Below are 23,380 nucleotides of genomic sequence, written 5' to 3'. Positions count from 1 at the left end.
TATAGATTCGGATCCGCAATCCGCTTGTTACACTTTAAAGTCCTTTAACTTGTTCAGGTCTGCTTTGGAATTGCCTAGCTTGGGAGCAGGGGCTTTGTCTTTGGTCGCCATGTGCTCCAACTCGCGCACCCGGTATGATATATCCGCAAGATACTCTAGGATTTCTCCAAGGGAATAAAGCACCGCTCCCGTAATGATTCCGCTAAGCCACCAACGGATAGCGACGAGCCACCTGTAATCGTCGACGACAAACAATTGCGTAATTCCGACGAAGAAGCAAACGACGAGTACGAACCCGCCGAGCACCTTCATGATTTTCTCCATAGCGTAACACCATCCTTAATTAATAGTTTACAGTATCACGCAGCAAAAGACGATAAATGGAAATTACGCGAAGGGTTGGCGTTGAGTGATTGTCGGAGGCAAAAATCCTTATTTTAGGGTTGCAATTCGTGTCGAACGTTGGTATAATCATATCTTGTGAGCCATAAAACATGCCGACTTAGCTCAATTGGTAGAGCAACTGACTTGTAATCAGTAGGTTGGGGGTTCAAGTCCTCTAGTCGGCACCATTTTTTGAGCATACAATCCCTTTCGGAGAGCAGCCGAAGGGGATTTTTTGTTGTTATCCATAGGAACTTAAATATAAATTTTACCTAAAATTCGACAAATTCCTTTACGCCAATAGGGAAATATTGTATTGTTGTCGAAGGCGCGCATAAATGGATGACAAATACAAAAGCGCTACATAGGGGGAGAAAGATGAAGAAATCATCGAAAAAAATGTTGAAAATGTCGATTGCGCTAGGCTTGCTGGCTATGGCACTAAGCGCGTGTGGTGGAAATTCCAAAGAAGATAAAAATAGTGCGTCTCCTTCGGTTACGCCTTCAGCCTCGGCTTCGGAAACACCTTCCGCATCTCCGTCCGAATCTCCGAAAGAATCGAAGTCTGCGGGATCCGAAGTTCCGGCAGGATTCAAGCTTTACGAAGATAAGACGTTCGGAAGCACGATCGCGTATCCAGAGGATTGGACGGTACAAGAAAATATTCCTGGAGTAATTGCGGTTTTCCTGTCGCCTCGCGAAAACGATAGCGATATGTTTCAAGAGAATGTAAACTTTGTCATTCAAGATTTGGGTGGCCAAGAAGTAACGCTGGAACAGTATGTGGAATTGAACAAGCAACAACTGGGAGTCGTTCTTGCCGACTTCAAAGTGGAAGGCGAAGAAACAGGAGCGCTGGAAGACGGAACGCCGGCATATAATATCGTTTATACCGGAAAACAAGGCGAGAGTACTCTTAAATGGCAGCAGGCTTATACGATTATGGATGGGAAAGCAATTGTCATTACGTATACGGCCGAGCCTGCAAGCTTCGATAAATATCTTGACCAAGCTTCCGAAATTATCGATTCTTGGACCTTTAACTAGTCTTTCATCAATAGGTATCGCAGCGCGGCCCTCATCGGGCCGCGTTTTTTGCCTTGGCATCGATGGGCCGCGACTCATTGAGCGCTTCTTGCTTCAAGGCCTCCTCCCACAATATCGCGGCTAAAGTTCTTCGCTGGATCTGCTCGAGCCGTTTGCGGGCGAGCTCGAACGTCACGCCGAACTGAAAGGAAATAACTTCAGAGGCTTCGTCAATTCTCTCCGGCAGCTTAAGATGGCGCAGCATGTAGAACGGCATCGAGGCATACAGCACGAAGCGATTTGCCTCTGCTTCTTGTCCTTCACAGAATAATTTGGGCATAACCGTCTGGTTTCCTGCGTGGCGAAGCACATGGCAAAGCTCGTGAAGGAAATCCTCCCATTGTGCTTCGCGTTCCAACCGCTGATCGACAAGGATGGAACGCATGCCCATATATTCGAGCGCGCGACTCGTTTCTTGCATGAAATGTACCCATATACCCAGCCGGGACGCTACTTCTTCAACGTTGAGCTGGGACGGCGCATGAATGCCCGACTTAAGCCATAGATGATCGATCCATTGCTCCAACGGGGTCGTTCGATAATAGCTGTACATAATCTGCCCTCGTAAATGAGAATATATGTTCGTATTCGTGGTGAAAAGAAAAGCCCAAACGGGCCTCGAATCTTGTAACTATTTTTGCTTATCCCCGGGCTTGCGGCCCTTTTCCTTCTCCATGATAAATTCCCAGAAACGCCGCATTTCCTCTTTACGTTCCTCAGGAGCGTTCAAATAATCCTTGAAAAAGACGCCATGCTCCGGGTTATTAATGAATTCCTCGAAAGCCGGATACTCCCGATTGTCGGAAGGAGCGCCCATGTCCGGCGAAGCGTTGTCCGTCCTTCCAAGCAAATAGTCGGTCGTCGTTCGATAATATTCCGCGAAACGGCCGAGCATTTCCGGGTCCGGCTTACGGTCGTCCGATTCGTACCTGGAGAGCTGCACGTTGCTGATGCCCAATCCTCTGGCCGCTTCCAACTGCGTTTTGCCGAACCTCTCGCGTCTCTCCCGAAGGCGATTCCCTAAAGACATCGTGATCTTCCTTCTCTAATATGGATAGCTATAGTATATCATGTTTTCCGTATTGGTAAACCTCCAATTTTACCAAAATGGAAAAACAACCGTTGACTTTACTGAATTGGCAATATATCATTGGGTTTAGTTACCAGAATGGCAAACATGATGATAGATAAAGGTAGATGGTTGGGTTTCATAAGTTTTTGGCACGTTAAGGACTGACGTTATTATTTTTTGGATTTGCCAAATTGGCAAAAATAAAAGGGGCGATTCTATGAAAACGATACGATTGACGGAACTTGGACCAGCAACTCTGGAAAGTTATTTGGAAACAAGGAGGATGCTTCTGCTCAAGGCGGACGAGCTGTCCGTGCGCATCGCCAAGATGGAGCCGGTTCGAACACTGGAGGAGATGGATGCGATTCTTGCTCTCGATAAGGATCGGAGGCTAATCATCGATATGATATCAAGCTGTTCCTATATCATCGAATGGCTTGAGACCGGAAGAAGGCCCGGCAACCGAAGAGGCATTGAACGGCGCGCCGGTTACCAACGCGAGATTCCTACCGACCCGGGCAAGCTGCCTATGGTCTCCGATTGGGAGGAGGCATCGACGCCAACGGGCAAAGAAACCGAAGCCGGCCGATTTCGCCTCGAAGCCGCCTTGCGCGGACTGACGGAACGGGAACGCAATTGTTATGCGCTAGCCCACGGCGAGCTGTTCTCCTACGCCGAGATCGCCGCCATGCTGAACATCAGTAAATCGAGCGTCGGCACTTACATGGTTCGTGCCCAAAGGAAAGTCGAGAACAACATCGCCAACGTTCATATTCTCGTCTGCTGAATAAGCTTGTCGTACGGATGCCACTTAGGGGTGAGAGGACAATTTTGTTAACGGTCTCAGCCTTGGACAAAATGGCTTATTAAACTTAATAAACAATTCTTAGGAGGTGCAACATGTCCAGCGAAGAAGCGCGCGTGCTCTCGGAGATTCGGGAGCGCGTCGTTAGGTTGGAAACGAAGATCGATGCGATGACCGATGTCCGCGAGACGGCGGAGGCGGCGAGAGACGCGGCGCTTGAAGCGCTGCAGTCCACTCGGTCGGCACATCTGCGCATAGACGAGATTGCAGATAACCAGCGCTGGCTGTGGCGGACACTGGTCGGGGCAATCCTCACGGCCGTGATTGCGACCGTGATCAATTTGAAAGGAGGATGAATAAAATATGGACAAACTGATTTCGATGACCGATCAGGTCGCATTGCTCGCGCCAATCGTGGCCGCATATGTGGGTATCGCCAAGGAGTTCCGTGTTCCGAGCCGATACTACCATCTCGTCAGCCTGCTCATTGCGACGGTGTTTGTTCTTGTCCCGCACCAGATCCAACAAACGCTGACGACGATCTCTATCGTCGGGCTGACGGCATCGGGTGTCTATCATTTTACGAAAAAAAGGGAGGATGATCCGAATGGCCCAACTCGGCAGGCAGGAATTTATCGCCACGCTGGCGCCGATGGCGATTCGGGCTAGGAAGGAGGGCTCCCCTCTGTTCCCGTCCGTAAGACTGGGGCAGAACCTCTTGGAAACCGGCGGAGTCATTCATCCGTGGAACAACCTTGGCGGTATTAAGGTCGGGAATGGAAAGCCGAATGCGTACTGGCGCGGACAGTGGGTGCGGAAAGGAACGTGGGAGGTGGAGAACGGCGTCAGAACGGATACAACGGCTCTGTTCCGCGCCTACGACAGCATCTACGAATTTTATAAAGATCAGGATATTCTGCTCCAACTCCCCCGCTACGAGCGCGTTAGGACGGCGGCCACGCCAAACATTCAAGCCGAAGCGCTGCGTCTATGCGGATACGCGACGGACCCGCAATATGGAAGTAAGATCATTGCGCTCATACAGACTTACGGTTTAACCAAGTACGATGTGCAAGCCGCAGCTCCAGATCCAGCCCCGCCGGTCGCGGATAAGCCGCTCCTCATCGCCGTCAATTTGAACGGCGTTCGGCTGGCGGACGGCCGAATTATCGGCAACCTGACGTGGGTCCCGGCGAGGGTCGTCGGCGAGGCGCTGCAGCTTACGATCGGCTGGGAAAATAAAACGGTGATCGTGAACGGCAAACCGCTGCAGACTCAAGTGTTTGGCGACAAAGGGTACGTGTCGATCCGCGATCTCGCGGCGGTCCATCCGGCGGCTAAAGTGTCTTGGAACAAAGAGGGCAACACGGTGGAGATCAAGACAACAAGCGCCGGTTAATCCCTGAGTTCCGGATACAGCATGATTTTGCGAATAAACAACACGGAAGTGCCCTTGGGCGAAGCCAAATAGAACTTATATTTTCCGATGCCCGGCACCGTCATCTCGATGTTCACGTTTGTAATCTGTCGAACGACGATGCCGGATTTCGTTCGGATCATTTTGCCCCGGTAGAGATAATCCGCACCGCCGAAAGGGTCGTTTTCGCCGGTCAAGTTCACGCTGCTTGCAGTTACGACATCGATCCCGTTGGCCATCCAAGGGTGATGACCCTCGTTAAAACTCTGAAATACGGAATCTTCCCTAAATTGAATTTCCCCGTTCCGATAATTGGGAATTTTCGTCCGCGGCCGTTTCAAAATCTCATCGGAAAGAAAGTAGAGGACAATCGGCTTGTCAGAATAGACGGGAGCAAGATGGCCGTTTGATTGCGCCGCCGCAGCTTTAGCATCCGGATCATTCCCCGCGTATCCCCCGAGAAAGAAGACGAACATACCAACGATCAAAATAATAAGCGTAGCAACCCTTTTATACATTACACCCAGTCCCCTTAATCAAAATAATGACAATAGATAGACGTTCCCCCTTACCGAAAAGTTGGAAATCTGTTCCACTTCTCTAGGCGTTTGCATATTCTATAGGCAATCATCCTGCCGGCAACTGCGCTAACGGCAAACGAAGAGGGGGAACTGTCCCTATGTCGCTGATTGCGAATTTCCCAAAAAAATTGCTTGATGAGCATAAGAACTGGCACCATGCTCGTCACAGAGTCGACATCCAAGACCCGATGCCCGGATACGGACTAGATTTTCTGCAATTTCATCGCAACTTTATCGCGAAAGCTTTAGCTTGGTACAACAAGAAAGGCATGGATCCGAGTCTGGTGGAGCCGTGGGCGTCCGTTCCGGAGGATATCCGCAGAGCGCCCTGCTTCGATCAAGCGGCGGAAGCGCGAATTTTGTTCCAGCCTGAGTCGTTCGCGTCCGCGGATGAGTTGGGACGGTTTATCGAATCTTCTAGCATTCACGGTTGCATTCATCAAGAGGCAGCCAGATCGTTCTCCGACCCGGACATTAACGACTTCGACGTCGCTCCTCATGACACCGTCTTCTACAACATTCATGGCATGATTGACCGATGGTACAGAAATTGGGAAGGCTTGGGCAGTTTTCGCGCGGAAGGCGGATATTGGTATGGCTCTTTCGAAGGCGAAGGGGACGAAATTTTGTTATATAACTCACTGCTCGGGGATTGGTGGCTGGGAAAATTGCGTCAAATCCGGGATGCCGCGCTGAAGCAGGTGGAAACGAGGGTGGAATGGACCGCCGTAGGGGACAGCAGGGGGTTTGGCGCGGTGAACGACGGCCGCCGATTCCGCATCTGGGATGCGGACGGCGACGGCAAGCTCGAAGTGCTGTTCCAACAGCCGCAGCAGGGAGGCTGGGTGGAAGGGAAGGTCAAGAATGGACGAATCCGTTGGCAATCCGTTCAATTGCAACCCTGCGGCGCCCCGTCCGGCTCTATGTCAGATCGCGTAAAAACTTAAACACAGCAACGTAATAATCGTAATCCCTGGCAACAAAGGAGCTGCGGGCGATTTCGATTTCCGACGCCTGCAGTTTGCCATTCCGAAGCTCCGCTCCTCTGGCTAAGATTCGCTCTAGACGTCCCTCCATGAGGGAGATCAGTTCATCGGCATTCGCTTCGTACAAACCGGCGACTTCTTCCTCCTGAAGGCGGAATTCCATTGGATCCATCGAAACGGCCAATCCGAAGACATGACTAAACTCAGCGTCGATATAAGAAATGCCTCCGGATTCTCCGGTCAATCTTTCCCGGAAAACCCCGATTTCGCTTAATTGCTCGAAATGTACGCTTACCCCTAGCTCTTCCTCAAGCTCGCGAACGACCGCTTGCGGGGATTCGCCGGCTTGAAGATGGCCGGCGGCCGTAATGTCGAAGAGGCCGGGATTCGTATCTTTGTCCGCTGAACGCTTTTGAAACAATACGGATGAGCTCGAAACATCCTCCAACTCCACGCGGCGAACGAGCCAACAATGAACGGTACGATGCCACAGGCCTTTCGCATGGGCCTCTTTGCGTTCCGCAATCCCGATCCGGTTGCCTGTTTCGTCGTACACGTCGAACATTTCAGCCATGTCGCTTAACCGTTCGCCGGGGAGCCTTGTCCAATTGGAACGACTTCCGAAGTGCAGTGCGAGCAGCGGGAAGCGGCCAGCGGAATTTCGGACAAGCAGTACGGGCACTCGCGCGTGGTCGGAGCAGCGGGAGCGGCCTCTTCCTGCTCTTTTTTGCGGCTAAGTTTGTTGATGAACTTCACGAGAACGAAAACGCACAGGGCGACGAGCAGGAAATCGATAAGAATGTTGATGAATTGCCCGTAGGCGATTACCGGTACTTTACCCTTAGCGGCTTCTTCCAGCGTTGTGGCCGTTGTAGACCCAAGAGGGATAAATAAATCCTTGAAATCCACGTTCCCGAGCAGCTTCCCGATCGGAGGCATCACGATGTCGTTGACGAGAGACGTCACGATCTTCCCGAATGCCGCCCCGATAATGACCCCGACCGCCAGATCCACGACGTTGCCGCGCATGGCGAACGCTTTGAATTCATTGATAAATGACTTGAACATGTAAATCATCCTCCAACTTAAGATTTTAATTCAGAAAAGGAATTTGCTGCCATTCGTCGAATGCTATATTTCAAACGAAATTCATGTCGTATTTTGCGAGGGATAACCGAATGAACGGTACCGTAGCCTCATGGCCTCCATTCTTTTTGCTGCTGGCACTGTTAATTAGCATACTCGCATCTTATACCATGTTCAACTTTATTGGCAATCTCAAGAGATCCAATGGGACTTTTCGCCAATTCTGGCTGGCAGGGGGAGCGTTCGTCTTCGGATTGGGATTGTGGGCGAAGCATTTCGTAGCGCTGCTCGCGGATCATGAAACTCTTATATTCACTTGGACAATGCCGATTGCCTTGCTTTTTATTATCTTTTTCTCGCTGATGGCTTTTATCATGTTGACCTTTCAGGGCATTCTTAAGCACAGACGGCTGTTCGGGAGTTCTATTCTGGCGTTCGGCGTCGCGATCATGAACTATTTTAACGTCTTTGGGCCGAGGATCGAGCGTCTGTCCGTGGAACCGGTCAATCTGACCCTTTCCTTGCTTATGTTATTCGTAGGAACGCACTTTTCTTTTATGCTGTCTGAATCTTCCATCAAGTTCAGGAAAGCGCTAGCCAGCTTGAGTCTCGGATTTCTTGTCGTTGCCGTGCAATTGTTAGGGAACGAAGCGGTTCAAGTCGAATATGCCAACGCGATATACGTAACATCGGACAAGCTATCGCAGGATATTAACCTGCTGGCCCTAAGCCTTGGTTTCGGCGCGCTTCTTATCCTTGTTTCTACGCTGATGACCTGGTATATCGACAAGCGGTTGAATCAAATGGACGAGCGCTACAAACTGCTGGTCGAGAATTCGCTGGATACGATCGCGATCTTAAAGGGCGACCGTTGGGGATTCGTCAACGCTGCCGGTCAGCGTATGTTCGAAGCGCAAGCTGCGGGAGACTTGCTCGGCAAGTCGATCTTTTCTTTCCTGCCGGCCAAAGACCATAACGCGATTCGGGAGAGGCTGCACAATCTGGTATTCGCGGGCAGCGGCAAACCAATCGAACAGGAATGGTTTACGTTAAACGGAAAAGTCATTCATACCGAGATCGTGGAAACGATGACGACGCTTGACAACGAACCGGCGATACAGATGATCATTCGCGATATTTCGGAACGGAAGAAAAACGAGGAACTGCTCATTAACTCGGAAAAGCTATACGTAGCGGGCCAGCTTGCAGCGGGAATCGCCCATGAAATCCGCAATCCGTTGACGTCGCTTAAAGGTTTCCTGCAATTGATCGTTTCCGGCAGAAAAAACAACAATAGCTACTACGACATCATGAACGCGGAGCTTGACCGGATCGAAGATATCGTCAGCGAGCTGCTGATGTTATCGAAGCCGCAAGTATACGAGCTTACTTATCATGATCTGAGGGTAATGATGAGGGATACCGTAACGTTGCTGGAAACGCAAGCGATTCTCCACAATATCGGGATCGAAGCGGAGTACGGCACGGATCCCCTGTGGATATACGGTGTCGAGAATCAAGTGAAGCAAGTATTTATCAACGTGATCAAAAACGCCATCGAGGCGATGAGCGACGGAGGAACGATCGGAATCAAGCTGTCGCGCGAGCATGATGGCGTGTACGTTCGCATTCGCGACGAAGGGCCGGGCATCGACGAAGACCAGCTTGCCAAGATGGGTCAGCCGTTCTATACGACGAAGGAAAAAGGAACGGGACTCGGTCTGATGGTGAGCTACAAAATCGTCGATAACCACCAAGGGAAAATCAACGTGAAGAGCGAACTCGGAAAAGGAACGCTATTCGAGATCATGCTGCCCTTCCGCTATCCGGAAGCCGAGATCAAGAAGTCGAGTTGACCTGCCTGTATGGCGACTCTCACCGGAGTTTCTCCTGAGCGACGTATATAGATGAGGGGCTGTCGAATGGGAAGCCCCCGCGTGCTATAATGGATTAGCTTAGGAGGAATAGAGTATGCCGGAACCGCTCAAGTTGATGTATAACGAGCCATTTATAAGAGGATTTTCCAATAGAGTCAAACAAGCATTCGCGGCGTTCGATGGGGAGGCGTTCATCCGTCTTACGCTCGGCGAGGGCTGGGAAGAGTTGGAATTAAAAGCGCGAATGCGCCGAATAACCGAGAGTCTGGGCGCAACACTTCCGGCCGATTATCCGAGCGCGCTCGACGTGCTGGAGGAGATCGCGGACGAATGCCGGGGTTTTCCTTATTTGTTCTTTCCCGATTTCGTCGAAAGGTACGGATTGGAGTACTGGGAAAGGTCCATTGCGGCATTGGAGAAATTCACGAAGCTGTCGAGTTCGGAGTTTGCCGTACGTCCGTTCATCATCAAGAATTCAACCCGCATGATGGCGCAGATGCTGGAATGGAGCGAAAGTTCCGACGAGCACGTCCGCAGGTTGGCCAGCGAAGGCTGCCGCCCACGCCTTCCGTGGGCCATAGCGCTTCCGGCGTTTAAACGAGATCCGTCTCCCGTCTTGCCGATTCTGGAACGGTTGAAATCCGATTCGTCCGAGTACGTTAGGCGCAGCGTAGCAAACAATCTGAACGACATATCGAAGGACCATCCGGAGACGGTGCTGAAGATCGCACAGGCGTGGAAAGGCATCGGAGACGATACCGATTGGGTGATTCGTCATGCCTGCAGAGGTCTGCTGAAAGCTGCCGACCCGGAGGTTATGGCGCTTTTCGGAATCGTTCCGCAGCCGGGCGTCGTAGTGACGGAATGGACGGTCGAGCCCGCGAAGATCGCGATAGGCGAAGCGGTCGAATTCCGTTACGGGCTTCGGGTTCCGGAAGGAGCGGAAACGAAACTGAGGATCGAGCTTGCCGTGTCATTCCCTCGTTCTACCGGGAAAATGTACCGTAAGCTATTTAAGCTGACCGAGAAAATCGTCCCCGGGAACGGCTCCGTTCAAGGCGGGCGAAGCTTCTCCTTCGCGGATCTGTCCACCCGGAAGCATTACCCGGGAACTCATCGAATGGCTCTTGTTGTAAACGGGCAGGAGATGGTGAGTTCCGATGTCGAGTTGATCGCCATGATCCCGGGGGCTGACAAGGATAAGGCGGAAGGAGGAGCGGGAGCATGACGATCGGAGCCCGAGTGCTGAAGACCGGACTTGCCGTCGCCATCGCGCTATGGGTCGGACAACTCGTCGGTCTGGGTTCTCCGCTGATCGCGGCGATCGCCGCGATCTTCACGATTCAGCCTTCGATCTATCGCTCCTGGATGCAGGTGCTCGAGCAATTGCAGAGCAACGTGCTTGGCGCGAGCATTGCTATTGCGGCCGTAACGTTGATCGGGAACACGCCGATTCTAGTCGGTCTAGTGTGCGTCGGAGTAATATTGCTGTGCATTCGGCTAAAAACCGAAGACACGATTGCGCTGACGCTCGTCACGGTCGTCGTGATCATGGAGGCCCAGGGTCAAGGCTGGATGGTCGCTTGGGACCGACTGGCGGCGATTCTGACGGGGATGGCATCCGCGTTCGCCGTTAACGTGATCGTCGCTCCTCCGCGTCATCGCACCCGGTTTATGCAACGGGTGGAAGAAGCGCAGTCGCTGCTTTCCCGCCTGCTCAGGACTGTCATCTCGAACGAACTGAAAGAGAGCGTCTACCGGAAGGAGCAGGAAGAGCTTCGCGCGAAAATCCGCAAGTTGGAGGACTTCTACAAAATGTTCGCCGAAGAGCGGGTATGGAGGAGAAATGACAAGCTCAAGCGAGGGCGGTTGCTCGTCGTATATAAGGAGATGCTGACCGCGCTCGAACGAGGGTATGCGCTGATCGAAGCCGTGGAAGAGCAGTATTGGGCCGTCTCCACGCCTAAGTCTTGGAATCGGCTGATCGATAGGGAGATCGAAGTGCTATGCGGCTATCACGAGCAGCTTATGTGGAAATGGGATGGCAAAATGAAGGCTGGCGTTTGCACCGCCGCCCCGCCTCCCGAGGCGTCCATGCTGCTATCGGAGATGATCGACAAGCAGTTGGAAGAGGATAAAGTCGCTAGATCCCGTATGCTGGTCATGACTGCAGCGGTTTATAATTACGAAGAACGGCTCCGCCGTTTGGATAAGCTAGTGGATCATTGGATGCAGCGGGAAGATCAAGCGGAAGGCGCCCAAGAGAAAGAGGAAGCCCCCTTTAAGGAATAAGATCGGATACGTCAAAGCCCGACCTCCAGGTCGGGCTTTATTGTCGCGAGCGAGCCTCGCTTGTTATTTTTTCCCCCGGGCCATCTGGCGGCGGGGATGATCGATTTTGCCTTGTTTGTCGATATCATCTTCCTTGGGAACGAGGCGCGGGTCCGTACGCCCGTCGTGATGGTTGTCGAAGCTGAACTCCGTAAGCGCCCATTCCGTCTTACCGAGGATAAGATCCGAGGGGAAATGGTCGCCTCTTTTTAGTTCAGTCTCTTGCCCTGCCTCGTTCTCGTAGATGCCGTCGACTTCGACTTTTTCTCCGGACATCGGATCCATCTTTTTCGATTCGCTCATTGGACGTACTCCCTCACAATCCGTGTTTTGGAACGGCCGCCCGATCGGCTTCCGATTGGAGTTCTCTCGCTTTCCCTTTGCCGGTTCCTGAGCGGTCTGCCTCCGATTGGACTTTCCTGGCCGCCTGTTGCTTGGCGGAAGGGTTCTTGCCCGACATGACCATTCCTCCTTCGCATGCATTTCATTGCCTGCTTAGGTTGCCACGGGACCAGGTTCGTTATGCCGTTAAGGGATCAGGGGAATGTGCAGGCAAGGCTCGGCTATAGCGCGCTTTTGATGGACTAGTCTTTATTTTGTTTCTTCGGTGGCGGCGGACAAGGGCCCTGCTTCGCTGTTAAACAGCCTAATCGGGAAGAAGACGTAAAAGATGCTGATGAGGATAAACAATATTCCGGCTAGTCCGATGACGGATGCTTCGGCATATCGAGTTGCGATGAAGCCGCCGATAATCGGACCGATGATGCCGCCGATGCCTTCCACCGTAGAGAATACGCCCCATCCAAGGCCTTGTTGTCCGGGAGGGACGAAAGTCGCGAGCAAAGCGTTCCACGCGGGAAGCACGGCAGCGTAAGACACGCCAAGCACGAATGCCCAGAATAGAGCCAGGCCCAGCGGAGGGTGTTGAGTCAATGCGAACAAGACGATACCGAACGCAAGGAAGCCGACGATCAGGAACCATTTTTTGCCGAAAGAATCGGACAGCTTACCCATAGGAATCAGTCCGATTACCGTACATCCTCCGCCGATGATGAGCAGGATCGAGTAGTGGGTAGCCGTCAAGCCGAGACCGTTGACCGCGAAGGTTGGCAGTATGGGAAGCAGCATTCCGGCTCCAAGCGTTTGCAGGATCATTCCGGGCAAGAGAGGTCGCATCTCCCGCAGGCGTGAACCGAGAATGGCCAATTGCTTGCCGAAAGGAACCGTGTCGATATGTACGCTGCGGCCTCCCTTGATGAACAGCGAGAGCAGCCAAGCGGCTAACGATATGCCGGTCATGACCCAATAGGTCAGCTCCAGACTGTAATCGAGCAGCAGATTGATTACGACCGGACCGCTTCCCATGCCGACAAGCCAGATGGTGTAGAGAAATCCCATCTGAGTAGCACGTTGATCTTCTTTTACTTTCGTTAAACAAACGATCCAGATCGGAGAAATCCCGACGCCGTAAATAGCTGCAGCCGTAATAAACACCCAAGGAACGTCCGCGAATTGCAGCGCAGCTATTCCTGCCAGCGAGAACGTCGACCCGACGGCAACGATCGTGCGGATTGAAAAGCGGTCAAGCAGGTAGCCGATCGCAAGCTTTAGTCCCGTATCCGTAACGTAATGCGCCGTAATCGCCGCGCCGATGACATCCAGGTCAAGGCCCAGCGCTTTATTCCCGTAAATCGGGAGAAAGCTGATCAAAGCCGCGCCCCGCACGAATTCGATCAAATATAGAATCGTCAAATAAAGCAGCATGTCCGATTGAAGCATAGATTTAATGGATGCCTTGCTCACGAGCAGATCTCCTTTTGCAGTCTTCGATCAAGTCCGAATACGGGACGATTCGTCCCAGTAGCGGATAGTTGGCATTGCTGTAGATGAAGTCGCTTCTTCCATTATATTCAATTGGCGGGAGATATCCAAGGCGATGGCATCGGAAGCGTCTTTTTTGCGCAGCGCCTGAATGGCCCGCAACATTTCTTCCCGCCGGTTCGGGGATTGCAACAATTCCGACACCGCCCCTAGCAGCTGTTGGACGGAACTGCAGACGACCGCCGCTCCTTTGCTTTCCAGATAGATGGCGTTGTTTCGTTCTTGACCAGGCACGGGACGATAGAGGAAGATCGGCAATTCGGAGGCCAGCGCTTCAGATAACGTCAGGCCTCCCGGTTTTGTGACGATGCAAGAGGAGTTCGCCATCAATTCGCCGATCTGTTCCACGTATCCGAGCACAGTAACGCCCGGGACGCCGCGAAGAGTATCCGAGAAATATCTTTGCATCATTTGATTACGCCCGCATACGACGGTGACAAGAGCGTTGCATCGACGAGTAAGATTCCGACAAATCGCTGCGATTTCGGTCGGAGCGGAATTTACGCAAGGCATGACGAGTACGTTCGGTTTTTGAAATTCGCCGAGGCTGCCCGCGGATGAAAGGCTCTGAATCGACTCGCGAAAAAAACCGGGACGGATCGGAATTCCGGACGCGGCGACGCGATGCGGCTCCACGCCAAGTTCGCATAGCTGCTGGCGGATGTCTTCCGTAGCGACATAATATTTACTGACATCGGGATGTACCCATCGGCGGTGGAGATCGAAATCGGTTACGACGTTAAACATCGGTATTTTTTTGCGGAGTTTGCGCGCGACCAGAGGAAGAACAAGCATCGGGAACGTATGAACGATGGCATCCGGACGTTCGCGCTCGATGAGCCTGCGCAGGGTTAACGCTCCGAAAGAATGCAGCCAAGAGGAGAACAGGGAGTCGGGCTTCATGCTTTTCGTCGTTTCATACACCCAGCCGTACACTTGGGGAAGCACGTTGTAGCTTTTGTTATATACGAAACGGCTGACTTCGTTGATTACCGGATGGGATTCGGCCAACAGATCGATCAGCTTGACTTCCGCTTCGCCCTGTTGAACAAAGCTTTGACGTAAGGCGGAAGCCGCTTGCAAGTGGCCTTCTCCGAAACGCGCGTACAGAATAAAGATTTTTCTCGGCTCAGTCATGGCGCACCTCGTTTTCCCATATCGGAACGTTGCTTCTCTCTTCACTGTAAACCCCGAATGTAAAACGAGGATAAAAGCATGGATGGCGACTGATGAAAATTATTGGGTCTTTGATGGAGAAACCACGTAATTATCATTTTGGATGAAATGTCGATTCTCTATGCAACGCGAACGAACCCGGAACCTCTCGGTCCCGGGCAGGTTAAGAAATCGTATGTTAGATCAATAAATTAAATAACAAGGGATCTTTATTCAGTTCGATAAAATGCAGTCCCTTGCTCCGCATTCGCTGGAGCAGTCCGTCGTAATCTTCCGGGCTCTTCAGCTCGATGCCGACCAGAGCCGGTCCGTTCTCTTTGTTGTGTTTCTTTGTATATTCGAATTGCACGATATCGTCGTTAGGTCCAAGCACGTCGTCGAGGAATTCACGGAGTGCGCCTGCCCGTTGCGGGAAATTGATCATGAAATAGTGTTTTAAGCCTTCGAATATTAGCGAACGTTCCTTGATCTCTTGCATACGGTCGATGTCGTTGTTGCCGCCGCTGATGACGCAGACGACGTTCTTGCCCCGCAGTTCTTCCGGGTCCATAGCCGTCAGCGCGGCTACGGTCAGCGCGCCGGCAGGTTCGGCAACGATCGCATGTTCGTTGTACAGCTCCAGAATTGTCGTGCAGACGCGCCCTTCCGGTACAACGACAACTTCGTCAAGCAACTCGCGGCAGATCGCGTAATTCAGCTCCCCCACCTTTTTGACGGCCGCGCCGTCCACGAACTTATCAATTTCCGCGAGCGTCACGACTTGAGAGGCTTGGAACGCTTGCTGCATGGAAGGGGCACCTTCCGGTTCGACCCCGACGATGCGAGTCGAAGGGCTGATCGCCTTCATGTAGGTGGAGACGCCGGAAGCGAGCCCTCCGCCCCCGATCGTAACAAGCAGCAGATCAATGGAAGGCGCGCCGCCTTCGATGATTTCTTTGCCGACGGTACCGTTGCCGGCTACGATCCGGGGGTCGTCGAACGGATGGACGAACGGCAGATTTTCTCTTTCGCTGAAGCGGATCGCTTCGGCATACGAATCGTCGAAGGTGTCCCCGATCAAGCGAATCTCGACTTTATCTCCGCCGAACAGCTTTACTTGATTGATTTTTTGCCTTGGTGTCGTGGCGGGCATAAAGATAATTCCGGGAATATCTAGTTGCTGGCAAGAAAAGGCCACACCTTGCGCATGATTGCCGGCGCTCGCGCAGACGACGCCCTGGCTCCGCTCTTCCGGGGACAAAGAAGCGATCAAATAATAAGCGCCGCGGATTTTGAAGGAACGAACGATCTGCAGGTCTTCTCTCTTCAAATACACGTTGCATCCGAATTTGGCGGATAGGGCGCGATTATGCTGCAATGGCGTCGGTGTAACAACGCCTTGCAACACGCGATGGGCGTTCAGGATATCGGCGAGCGGCACGGCGAATTCGGGTTGGCTGCTGTTGTTATTGGACATGAAAATCATCCTTTCCGTCATCATAAAATCAATGGAATCCCGGTATTCGGGTATAAAAAAACCGCCCCTGAAAAGGGACGGAAGTTATCCGTGGTACCACCCTCGTTCCCGACTTTGCAACCGGAGGCTGCAACGTTAGGCGCTCGCGTGTCGTATAGTGTATACGACGTCCCGTAACGGGGGCAACCGTCGACGCCTACGAGGGAATGATTCGGCGCCGCTTCTCGGGGATGATATTGTTCCGGGTTTCGACCGTCGGCTCTCAGCAAATCGCCGACTCTCTGCAGATCGAAGGGATCGGGCAACGTGTTCCCGTCAATGAATTTATATTTTGTTATACGCTTCTCTGACCGAGAAGTCAATCGTTGTTTTTGATTTTCGGATGTCTAAATCGAAGGGGATAGAAAATGAAAAAGTTATTCATTGGTTTGTTCGTGATCGTTTTTCTGATTGTCATTATGGGAACGGGGGCCTTGTACTATATCAGGCCGGATCAAAGTCTTGATTTGGCGTATCAGAACGTGCCGCTTGAGGACCGAGCCCTCAAAATGGCGCGCAGAATGTCGCTCGAGTTGATCCTCACCGCGGACGACCTGAACAATCTGGCCAAGAAATCGATCGCGGATAACCCGCAAGTCGAGGAAGACGTCGTCGTGACCGGAGCGAACTTCTCGCTGAACGGCAACAGGATGACGGCCGACTTGAATATCATCTGGAAAGACCAGGTACCCGCCGCCCTACGGATCGTCTACCTGCTGAGCTGGCACGATCCGAACGTCGTCGCTTCCGTGGAGTCGGCGAAGTTGAAAGGAATCGATCTACCTGCATCTATGTTCTCGGACCGTATCATTCCGATTGGAGGCGATCTGCCCAAATTGCTGAAAATCAAAGATTTGGAATGGGGAGAACATGAGGTCAAAGTGCGGTTTCGAACACCGAGCATACGGGATTTGCAGCAACTGCAACTGATCGGATGATCGCGAGCTTAAAATCCGATAAAAGTTTGGATTTGCGCGCTAATTTTCCCAGCCTTACTGCTATAATAGAGAAGATTCATAGAGCAAGGCTTGGAATACATAATAGAAAGATGGTGTGCGTTTTGAAACGTTTGGCAATCGTATTGTTTTCCGCGATAGCAGCATTCGGGTTGGCCGGAACCGCTTCGGCAGCGAACGCCCCGGCACAGGCGGTACAAGTTACTGTCGAGGGGAAGGCCGCTAACTTCGGCAAAAATATGGTTATCGTAAAAGGCAAAACGTACGTGGAATATTCCGCGTTGTTTAAGCAGTTAGGGTATGGATGGGATTTGTTCGAACAAATCGTGTACGCCGAAAAGGAAGACGTCGTGATTGAAGCTCCCGTGGACGGAGACATCGCGATCGTGAACGGCCGAACGGTTCCGAGCACTGGAGAATGGATGTCCAAAGATGGCCGTACGTATATTAGTCTTCGGTTAGCGGGTGAGCTGACGAATCACAAGGTCGAGTGGAACGGTAAGACGAAGACGATCTCGCTCGCGTTCCAAGGACCGACGGAAGAAGAAAAAACGGCCATACACGTTCTGTTAAGCAAATTGTTATTGATCGAGGCATCGAACGACCCGACCGGAATTACGAGCCTGCTGTCGGACGACACCGTTATGGACGCAGAGAGCGTTCGCGAGAACTTTAAGAACATCAAAACGAAAACGAGCTATTTGGATGTGAAAATCCAATCTTTCAACGATAAAACCGCTGTTGTCATCGCGATCGAAGATACGAAAAAAGTCAGCGGCGACTTCTACCCTGACAATCTATCGCAGGTGCGTTACACGCTGCATAAGGACGCAGCAGGCGATTGGAAAATTTACGATGTCGAGACATTGGGTATGGAGTATACGGACATTCCTGGCATGTTCAAGCAGGCCGCGAAAATTCCGGAAGCGGACAGGGCGGCCATAGGTAAAGCTTTCGAGGATCAGGCGAAAGCTGTCAACGATAAAAATGCGGACGCCTATGTGGCGACACTGGTTGATTTCCCGCAGAAAGAGCAGTTAAAGGCTTCACTCGCCGAAATGTTCAAAATGTCGACGTTTAACGTGACGAGCGAGCAATGGACGGTCGTCCGCTATGACGGAGCGAATAGCGCCGCATTGCTGATTTCGATGGTTTCGGAAGTGGAGACCAGCGGACAGAAAGACAAGAGCCGTTCCATTGTATTTAACGAAGCGAAGAAAGTGGACGGCAAATGGCTGCTGGACGCTAACGCGATCGTCATCTCCAGCGAGGAACTGTAATGCAAAGAAAAGCCGCGATCCTTATGGGTTGCGGCTTTTCTTTGCGCGAATGCTAGCGTGGGAGATTAGCCATAGTTCGGCGAAACCTTACTAGATTACAGGAATCAGGGTCTACGGTACCTCTAGTACGGAGAAACCCAATTAAATCGCAGGAAACCACGTCTACGGTACCTCTAGTACGGCGAAACCCAATTAAATCGCAGGAAACCACGTCTACGGTACCTCTAGTTCGGCGAAACCCAATTAAATCGCAGGAAACCACGTCTATGGCCCCTCTAGTACGGCGAAACCCAACTAGATCGCAGGAAGCCGCGTCTATGGCCCCTCTAGTACGGCGAAACCCAACTAGATCGCAGGAAGCCGCGTCTATGGCCCCTCTAGTACGGCGAAACCTAACTAGATTGCAGGAAACTGCGTCTATGGTCCCTCTAGTACGGCAAAACCTAACTAGATTGCAGGAAACTGCGTCTATGGTCCCTCTAGTACGGCAAAACCTAACTAAAACGTAGGGAAGTGGGTTTGCAACTCCTCCAGTTCGTTAAAACCGGACTATTCTGCGATTTGTTATGTCATTATCCCAGAGAGTCAGGAGTGGGGTGCGGATCGTTTTCGGAATAATGTTCGTAGCATCGAGTTTGCATTTCCTAAGGGACCCAGATGCCGTTATTTGTGCGAAAATGGGCTTCCAAGAAATCTAATGGACCCGGGTGCCGTTATTCAGACAGAAGTAGGAGAAAAAATTGTTCAGAGGGAGAATAACGGCTGTCAGGTCCGTTGGGCCTCGTTACATAAGCAAAAGGAGAAATAGCGCTCCTCATGTCCGTTAAAGAAATCTCGGAAATTTTACTGAGCAAAAGGGATAGCGGCGAAAGGGGAAAGAGAAACGAGACAGGCTAGAATTCGCCGGACAGCTCTGCGATCAGGGCGGGCACGACTTCGAACAGATCCCCGACGATTCCGTAATCGGCAATGCCGAAGATCGGAGCGTCGGGGTCTTTGTTGATGGCAACGATGACGCGCGAGCGACTCATGCCCGCGAGATGCTGGACGGCGCCGCTGATACCGCAGGCGATATAGAGGTCGGGCGTGACGGTTTTGCCGGTTTGCCCGATCTGGAGGGCATAATCGCAATAACCGGCATCGCAGGCGCCGCGCGAAGCGCCGACCGCACCGCCGAGCAAGGCCGCGAGCTCCGCGAGCGGGCCGAAGCCGGCGGCGCTCTTCACGCCGCGGCCGCCGGCGATGATGACCCGCGCCTCCGCGAGATCGACCGTGCCGGACACCCGCTGCACGACGTCGCGCACGACGACGCGCGAGATCGGCGGGTCGAACGGCACGGAGCGGATAGGCGCGGCTGCCCCGGCGATCGCTTCCGCCGGGGCGAAGTTGTTCGGACGCACGGTCACGACCGCCGGTGCGTCCATGAGGAAGGCGCGCTGCTCGAGCGCCTTCCCCGCGTGCAGCGCGCGCGTGAAGACGATGCGACCGTCGCCGCCGCGGGCGGCGCCGATCGCATCGGAAACCTGCCCCGCGCCGAGGCGTGCCGCGAGCCGCGGGGCAAGATCGCGCCCGATCGCGGTGTGGCCGAGCCACCACCGCGTTTCGGGCGCCAGCGCAGTCGCCGCCGCCAAGAGGGCGGCGACGTGCGTTTCCGGCGCATAGCGGCCCAAGACGGGGTGATCGACGACGATCACCTCGTCTACGCCGCGCTGCGCCAAAGCTTCGGCGGCGCCGGCATCCGCGCCGCCGTCAAGCGGCAGGACGGCGGCGAGCCGGTCGCCGTCCGCCATGCAAGCTCTGGCCGCGGCGATCGCTTCCAGCGTCACTCGCCGCAGCTCCCCGTCGCGGCATTCCGCCACTACGATATGTTGTCGGCTCATCTCTAGAGCTCACCTCTCTTTCAACGCTTTGGCTTCGTTCCGAAGCAGGGCGATCAGCTCCGCCGCCTGCTCCCGGACCGCGCCCTGCAGCTTGCGTCCCGCGGCTCTCTCCGGCGGCGATGCCAAACCGAGCCTTGTCGTGCGAGCCGATGCTTCTCCGCTTGCCGTATCTATGCCGAGCTCATCTGCCGTCATCTCCCTCAGCGGTTTCCGCTTCGCCTTCATGATGCCCGCAAGAGCCGGATACCTTGGCTCGTTCAGCCCTTGCTGCGCGGTCAGCAGGGCTGGCAGCGGCACTTCCCAGCTCTCGCTGTCGCCTTCCGCGTCCCTCGTGACGCGAACGGTTCCGTCTTCGCCAACCTCGCACGCGACGACGGCCCCCGCATGCGGCCAGCCGAGCAGCTCCGCCACGCGGATCGCCACCTGTCCGGCCCCGTTGTCGACGGAGAGATGCCCGGCGAACACAAGCTCGAACCCGCCACGCCGTACGGCTTCCGCGAGAAGCAAAGAAACGACGTGTTCGTCCCCGGAACTGTCCTCCGTCCGAATCCATATCGCCTCGTCCGCGCCCATCGCGAGCGCCGTCCGCAAAGCTTCGATCGTTTTGTCGTTTCCTGCCGACAGAACGGTTACCGTTCCTCCGCGCGTTTCTTTTAGCCGTAAAGCCTCTTCCAAACCGTACTCGTCATAGGGATTGATCACCCATTTCGCTTCGCTGTTCTCGATCTTTCCGTTTCGCACGACGACGGGTTCGTCCGTAGCGATGACCGATTTGAGCAGAACCGCGATATTCATCTTTCCTCCTCCTTGTAAGCGGATTCCCGAATGACCCGCGGACGTGTCCTTTTTTGCCGATATGAGCATATGCGGAGCGGGCATTGGAATAAATTTACGAATAACGAGCCGGTTGCAGCTCTTACTGTCATCGTATGAACGCGTAAGCCCGTTCAGAAGGCCGAGGAGCCAGGGAGGCGTCGAAGGAGGGGGGCGGAATGGACGGTTCGATCAACGGATGGATTGCCGCAGTCGTTGCTCTGTGCGGAGTCGTCGTCTTCGCGCGGATCGTCCTCGTCAAAATCAAATTGATCCTGGACGGTGTGCCGGACGGAAAGATGAAGTTCGAATGGAGGCGTGCGCGCCGGGCGGGAGAGCAAATCTTCGGCCATCGGCGGCTTCTGCAGGATATTCGCAGCGGGCTCATGCACTTGGTTCTTTTTTACGGATTTCTTATGCTTCAGCTCGGGGCTCTGGAGATTTTGTGGAAAGGCGTGGCGGGATCGTCGATCCCGTGGGCGGATAACGGCGTGTTCTCGATTTTGCAGGAAACGGCGGTCGCGGCCGTGCTGCTCGCGGTTTTCTATGGGGCCTACAGGAGATACGGAGAGAAGCTCTCGCGATTGCCCAAAGGCTGGAAACCTCTTCTCGTGCTGGCGTGGATCGGGACATTGATGATATCCGTCGTGGCTACGCTCGCATTCGATCGGCTAAGGGAAGGGAAATCTGCTTCGGGTTATGCTCCAATCTCTTCCGCAGCGGCGTCGATCCTACCGGAAAGCGGAGCACAGCCGGGCTACGAGATCGCTTGGTGGGCGCATTTGCTGATCCTGCTCGGCTTTCTCGTATACGTGCCATTATCTAAGCATTTTCATATTTTCACCGCGCCTGTGAATTGGCTGCTCAGACCGGTCGGACGACCGAAGCTGGCGCCGCTCGATCTGGAGAACGAAGAAGCCGAGAAATTCGGCATGAACTCCGTCGACGATCTGACGCGCAAAACGCGGCTAGACCTGTTCGCCTGCGTGGAATGCGGAAGATGCACGGACGTATGCCCCGCGGCCAATACGGATAAAGGACTTTCGCCAATGCATCTCATGACGAAGCTGCGGGATTCGCTGCAGGGCAAGAACATGGCATTCAGACCGGGGAGCGGCTCCCCCGATCCGCAGTCTTCCGCCTCTCGTCCGGAGACGATGGATATTCGCTCTACGATGGAGTGGCAAACGACGGGGTGGATCAAACGCGATGGAGAGAATGCACGACCCGAATTGATCGGAGAGGTGATCACGGAACAGGAGCTCTGGTCTTGCACGACATGCAGGCATTGCGAGGAGCGTTGTCCGGTCGGCAATCTGCAGTTATCGCCGATTATGGAGATGAGACGGTATCTCGTGCTGACGGAAGGGAAAATGCCGTCGGAAGCGAGGCGGACGTTGCAGAACATCGATCGGCAGAGCAATCCCTGGGGGTTCCCGCGTCAGGAAAGAACCGCATGGATGGAAGAATTCGCGGCTAAAGAAGGTTGGCGCATCCCGACGCTGCGAGACAACCCGCATCCGGATTGGCTTTGGTGGGTCGGCAGCATGGGGGCGTACGATATGCGCGCGGGGCGCGTCACGTTCGCACTGGCGCGGCTGCTGCGCGAATCGGGCATCTCTTTTGCCGTTCTTGGGGCGGAAGAACGCAATTCCGGCGATACGCCGAGAAGGCTCGGCGACGAGTTTCTGTTTCAGGAGCTGTGCCGATCGAATATCGCGACGTTCAAGCGGTACGGCGTGACGAGAATCGTTACCGCTTGCCCGCATACGTATCATCTTTTTCGCAACGAGTATCCGGATTTCGGGTTTCATGCCAAGGTCTCGCATCATACGGAGCTGTTGGCGGAGCTTCTCGAAAGCGGTCGGCTTTCTGCCCGACATGCCGTTCATCGCTCGCTGACGCTTCATGATTCCTGTTATTTGGCCAGATACAACGACGTGACGGATGCTCCCCGGCGCATTTTGGCATGCATACCCGAACTTCTGACAAGAGAAATGGAGCGTTCCGGCAAGCAAGGATTGTGCTGCGGAGCGGGAGGCGGCCGCATGTGGATGGAAGAGCCGGGGCGCAGGGTGAACGAGGTACGAACGGCGCAGGCACTGGCTACAGGAGCGGAATTGATCGGCTCGGCGTGCCCTTACTGCTTGACGATGATGGAGGAAGGCTTGCGTAAGCGCGGCGCGGAGGAACGTGCAGGCGCTCTTGATGTCGCGGAGGTGCTGGCCATGTCGGTATTCGGAGGCGGGGAGACCGTTCAGTTCACAAAATGAA

At 53.6% G+C, this 23,380-nt stretch carries 25 protein-coding genes, 1 tRNA gene and 1 other annotated feature; of the genes, 13 read left to right on the top strand and 13 right to left on the bottom strand.

All coding sequences use genetic code 11. The features are described from left to right. Nucleotides 1-27 precede the first annotated feature (27 nt). The gene (locus FPZ45_RS09335) at nucleotides 28-324 is read right to left on the bottom strand and encodes a hypothetical protein (RefSeq protein ID WP_144700560.1); all 297 of its coding nucleotides are present in this window, start codon (nucleotides 322-324) and stop codon (nucleotides 28-30) included. Between the two features lie 172 nt (nucleotides 325-496). Here FPZ45_RS09335 and FPZ45_RS09330 point away from each other — a divergent pair. Together FPZ45_RS09330 and FPZ45_RS09325 are read left to right on the top strand one after the other, a co-directional pair. Beyond that, nucleotides 497-572: transfer RNA gene (locus FPZ45_RS09330), tRNA-Thr, on the top strand. A 190-nt stretch (nucleotides 573-762) separates the two neighbouring features. Then, nucleotides 763-1,431 carry a DcrB-related protein gene (locus FPZ45_RS09325; RefSeq protein WP_144700558.1) on the top strand — a complete coding sequence of 223 codons (669 nt, stop codon included), beginning with the start codon at nucleotides 763-765 and terminating at the stop codon, nucleotides 1,429-1,431. Between the two features lie 31 nt (nucleotides 1,432-1,462). Here the strand turns inward: FPZ45_RS09325 and FPZ45_RS09320 are convergent, their stop codons facing one another. Together FPZ45_RS09320 and FPZ45_RS09315 are read right to left on the bottom strand one after the other, a co-directional pair. Further along, a complete protein-coding gene (locus tag FPZ45_RS09320) occupies nucleotides 1,463-2,023 on the bottom strand; it encodes an ImmA/IrrE family metallo-endopeptidase (RefSeq protein WP_144700556.1) in 561 nt (186 codons plus the stop codon). Between the two features lie 78 nt (nucleotides 2,024-2,101). Then, complete coding sequence (locus FPZ45_RS09315) at nucleotides 2,102-2,500, bottom strand: helix-turn-helix domain-containing protein (protein ID WP_144700554.1); 399 nt, start codon at nucleotides 2,498-2,500, stop codon at nucleotides 2,102-2,104. Between the two features lie 259 nt (nucleotides 2,501-2,759). Here FPZ45_RS09315 and FPZ45_RS09310 point away from each other — a divergent pair, with 259 nt between their 5' ends. From FPZ45_RS09310 to FPZ45_RS09295, 4 genes are all read left to right on the top strand, one after another. Next, on the top strand, nucleotides 2,760-3,329 hold the full coding sequence (locus FPZ45_RS09310) for a sigma factor-like helix-turn-helix DNA-binding protein (protein ID WP_144700552.1): 570 nt from the start codon (nucleotides 2,760-2,762) through the stop codon (nucleotides 3,327-3,329). 113 nt (nucleotides 3,330-3,442) lie between these two features. Further along, on the top strand, nucleotides 3,443-3,703 hold the full coding sequence (locus FPZ45_RS09305) for a hemolysin XhlA family protein (RefSeq protein ID WP_144700550.1): 261 nt from the start codon (nucleotides 3,443-3,445) through the stop codon (nucleotides 3,701-3,703). 7 nt (nucleotides 3,704-3,710) lie between these two features. Continuing rightward, nucleotides 3,711-4,016 (top strand): hypothetical protein, encoded by a 306-nt coding sequence (locus tag FPZ45_RS09300; RefSeq protein ID WP_144700548.1) that lies wholly within the window; start codon nucleotides 3,711-3,713, stop codon nucleotides 4,014-4,016. Beyond that, nucleotides 3,955-4,746, top strand: coding sequence for a glucosaminidase domain-containing protein (locus FPZ45_RS09295; protein WP_144700546.1), 792 nt, complete (start codon nucleotides 3,955-3,957; stop codon nucleotides 4,744-4,746). The genes FPZ45_RS09300 and FPZ45_RS09295 overlap by 62 nt, the downstream gene beginning before the upstream one ends. Here FPZ45_RS09295 and FPZ45_RS09290 read toward each other — a convergent pair. Next, complete coding sequence (locus FPZ45_RS09290; protein WP_144700544.1) at nucleotides 4,743-5,282, bottom strand: hypothetical protein; 540 nt, start codon at nucleotides 5,280-5,282, stop codon at nucleotides 4,743-4,745. The genes FPZ45_RS09295 and FPZ45_RS09290 overlap by 4 nt on opposite strands. 161 nt (nucleotides 5,283-5,443) lie before the next feature. Here FPZ45_RS09290 and FPZ45_RS09285 point away from each other — a divergent pair, with 161 nt between their 5' ends. Then, a complete protein-coding gene (locus FPZ45_RS09285; protein ID WP_144700542.1) occupies nucleotides 5,444-6,292 on the top strand; it encodes a tyrosinase family protein in 849 nt (282 codons plus the stop codon). On the opposite strand, the gene FPZ45_RS09280 is transcribed toward FPZ45_RS09285, so the two are convergent. Then, complete coding sequence (locus FPZ45_RS09280) at nucleotides 6,267-6,905, bottom strand: NUDIX hydrolase (protein WP_144700540.1); 639 nt, start codon at nucleotides 6,903-6,905, stop codon at nucleotides 6,267-6,269. The genes FPZ45_RS09285 and FPZ45_RS09280 overlap by 26 nt on opposite strands. Before the next feature lie 5 nt (nucleotides 6,906-6,910). After that, nucleotides 6,911-7,399 carry a large conductance mechanosensitive channel protein MscL gene (gene mscL / locus FPZ45_RS09275; protein ID WP_144700538.1) on the bottom strand — a complete coding sequence of 163 codons (489 nt, stop codon included), beginning with the start codon at nucleotides 7,397-7,399 and terminating at the stop codon, nucleotides 6,911-6,913. A gap of 110 nt (nucleotides 7,400-7,509) precedes the next feature. Here mscL and FPZ45_RS09270 point away from each other — a divergent pair, with 110 nt between their 5' ends. The 3 genes from FPZ45_RS09270 (at nucleotide 7,510) to FPZ45_RS09260 (ending at nucleotide 11,586) form a co-directional block, all read left to right on the top strand. Beyond that, complete coding sequence (locus tag FPZ45_RS09270) at nucleotides 7,510-9,273, top strand: ATP-binding protein (RefSeq protein ID WP_186438312.1); 1,764 nt, start codon at nucleotides 7,510-7,512, stop codon at nucleotides 9,271-9,273. Nucleotides 9,274-9,388: 115 nt separating this feature from the next. Then, nucleotides 9,389-10,522 (top strand): DNA alkylation repair protein, encoded by a 1,134-nt coding sequence (locus FPZ45_RS09265; RefSeq protein ID WP_144700534.1) that lies wholly within the window; start codon nucleotides 9,389-9,391, stop codon nucleotides 10,520-10,522. After that, nucleotides 10,519-11,586 (top strand): FUSC family protein, encoded by a 1,068-nt coding sequence (locus FPZ45_RS09260; protein ID WP_144700532.1) that lies wholly within the window; start codon nucleotides 10,519-10,521, stop codon nucleotides 11,584-11,586. Before FPZ45_RS09265 ends, FPZ45_RS09260 begins: the two co-directional genes overlap by 4 nt. Nucleotides 11,587-11,649: 63 nt before the next feature. Here the strand turns inward: FPZ45_RS09260 and FPZ45_RS09255 are convergent, their stop codons facing one another. From FPZ45_RS09255 to ilvA, 5 genes are all read right to left on the bottom strand, one after another. Continuing rightward, nucleotides 11,650-11,928, bottom strand: coding sequence for a transposase (locus tag FPZ45_RS09255; RefSeq protein ID WP_144700530.1), 279 nt, complete (start codon nucleotides 11,926-11,928; stop codon nucleotides 11,650-11,652). A 13-nt stretch (nucleotides 11,929-11,941) separates the two neighbouring features. Continuing rightward, nucleotides 11,942-12,085 carry a hypothetical protein gene (locus tag FPZ45_RS25280; protein WP_186438311.1) on the bottom strand — a complete coding sequence of 48 codons (144 nt, stop codon included), beginning with the start codon at nucleotides 12,083-12,085 and terminating at the stop codon, nucleotides 11,942-11,944. A 131-nt stretch (nucleotides 12,086-12,216) separates the two neighbouring features. After that, on the bottom strand, nucleotides 12,217-13,428 hold the full coding sequence (locus tag FPZ45_RS09250; protein WP_342780034.1) for an MFS transporter: 1,212 nt from the start codon (nucleotides 13,426-13,428) through the stop codon (nucleotides 12,217-12,219). A 27-nt stretch (nucleotides 13,429-13,455) separates the two neighbouring features. Next, on the bottom strand, nucleotides 13,456-14,643 hold the full coding sequence (locus FPZ45_RS09245) for an MGDG synthase family glycosyltransferase (protein WP_144700528.1): 1,188 nt from the start codon (nucleotides 14,641-14,643) through the stop codon (nucleotides 13,456-13,458). A 217-nt stretch (nucleotides 14,644-14,860) separates the two neighbouring features. Then, entirely contained in the window at nucleotides 14,861-16,147 is a 1,287-nt protein-coding gene (gene ilvA / locus FPZ45_RS09240; protein ID WP_144700826.1) for a threonine ammonia-lyase IlvA, read from the bottom strand. 61 nt (nucleotides 16,148-16,208) lie between these two features. Beyond that, nucleotides 16,209-16,466 (bottom strand) — a binding site (T-box leader). 79 nt (nucleotides 16,467-16,545) lie between these two features. On the opposite strand from ilvA, the gene FPZ45_RS09235 reads away from it, so the two are divergent. Both FPZ45_RS09235 and FPZ45_RS09230 read left to right on the top strand, forming a co-directional pair. Next, the gene (locus FPZ45_RS09235; RefSeq protein WP_144700526.1) at nucleotides 16,546-17,115 is read left to right on the top strand and encodes a hypothetical protein; all 570 of its coding nucleotides are present in this window, start codon (nucleotides 16,546-16,548) and stop codon (nucleotides 17,113-17,115) included. A gap of 122 nt (nucleotides 17,116-17,237) precedes the next feature. Then, nucleotides 17,238-18,413, top strand: coding sequence for a copper amine oxidase N-terminal domain-containing protein (locus tag FPZ45_RS09230; RefSeq protein WP_186438310.1), 1,176 nt, complete (start codon nucleotides 17,238-17,240; stop codon nucleotides 18,411-18,413). 893 nt (nucleotides 18,414-19,306) lie between these two features. On the opposite strand, the gene FPZ45_RS09225 is transcribed toward FPZ45_RS09230, so the two are convergent. Then, entirely contained in the window at nucleotides 19,307-20,293 is a 987-nt protein-coding gene (locus FPZ45_RS09225) for an electron transfer flavoprotein subunit alpha/FixB family protein (RefSeq protein WP_144700522.1), read from the bottom strand. 9 nt (nucleotides 20,294-20,302) lie between these two features. Next, entirely contained in the window at nucleotides 20,303-21,088 is a 786-nt protein-coding gene (locus FPZ45_RS09220; RefSeq protein WP_144700520.1) for an electron transfer flavoprotein subunit beta/FixA family protein, read from the bottom strand. A 197-nt stretch (nucleotides 21,089-21,285) separates the two neighbouring features. Here FPZ45_RS09220 and FPZ45_RS09215 point away from each other — a divergent pair, with 197 nt between their 5' ends. Further along, on the top strand, nucleotides 21,286-23,379 hold the full coding sequence (locus FPZ45_RS09215; protein WP_144700518.1) for a heterodisulfide reductase-related iron-sulfur binding cluster: 2,094 nt from the start codon (nucleotides 21,286-21,288) through the stop codon (nucleotides 23,377-23,379). Nucleotide 23,380: the final 1 nt, after the last annotated feature.

The organism is Cohnella terricola, assembly GCF_007786475.1.
GTDB lineage: Bacteria > Bacillota > Bacilli > Paenibacillales > Paenibacillaceae > Cohnella > Cohnella terricola.
This window is presented reverse-complemented; position numbering and strand designations above follow the sequence as displayed.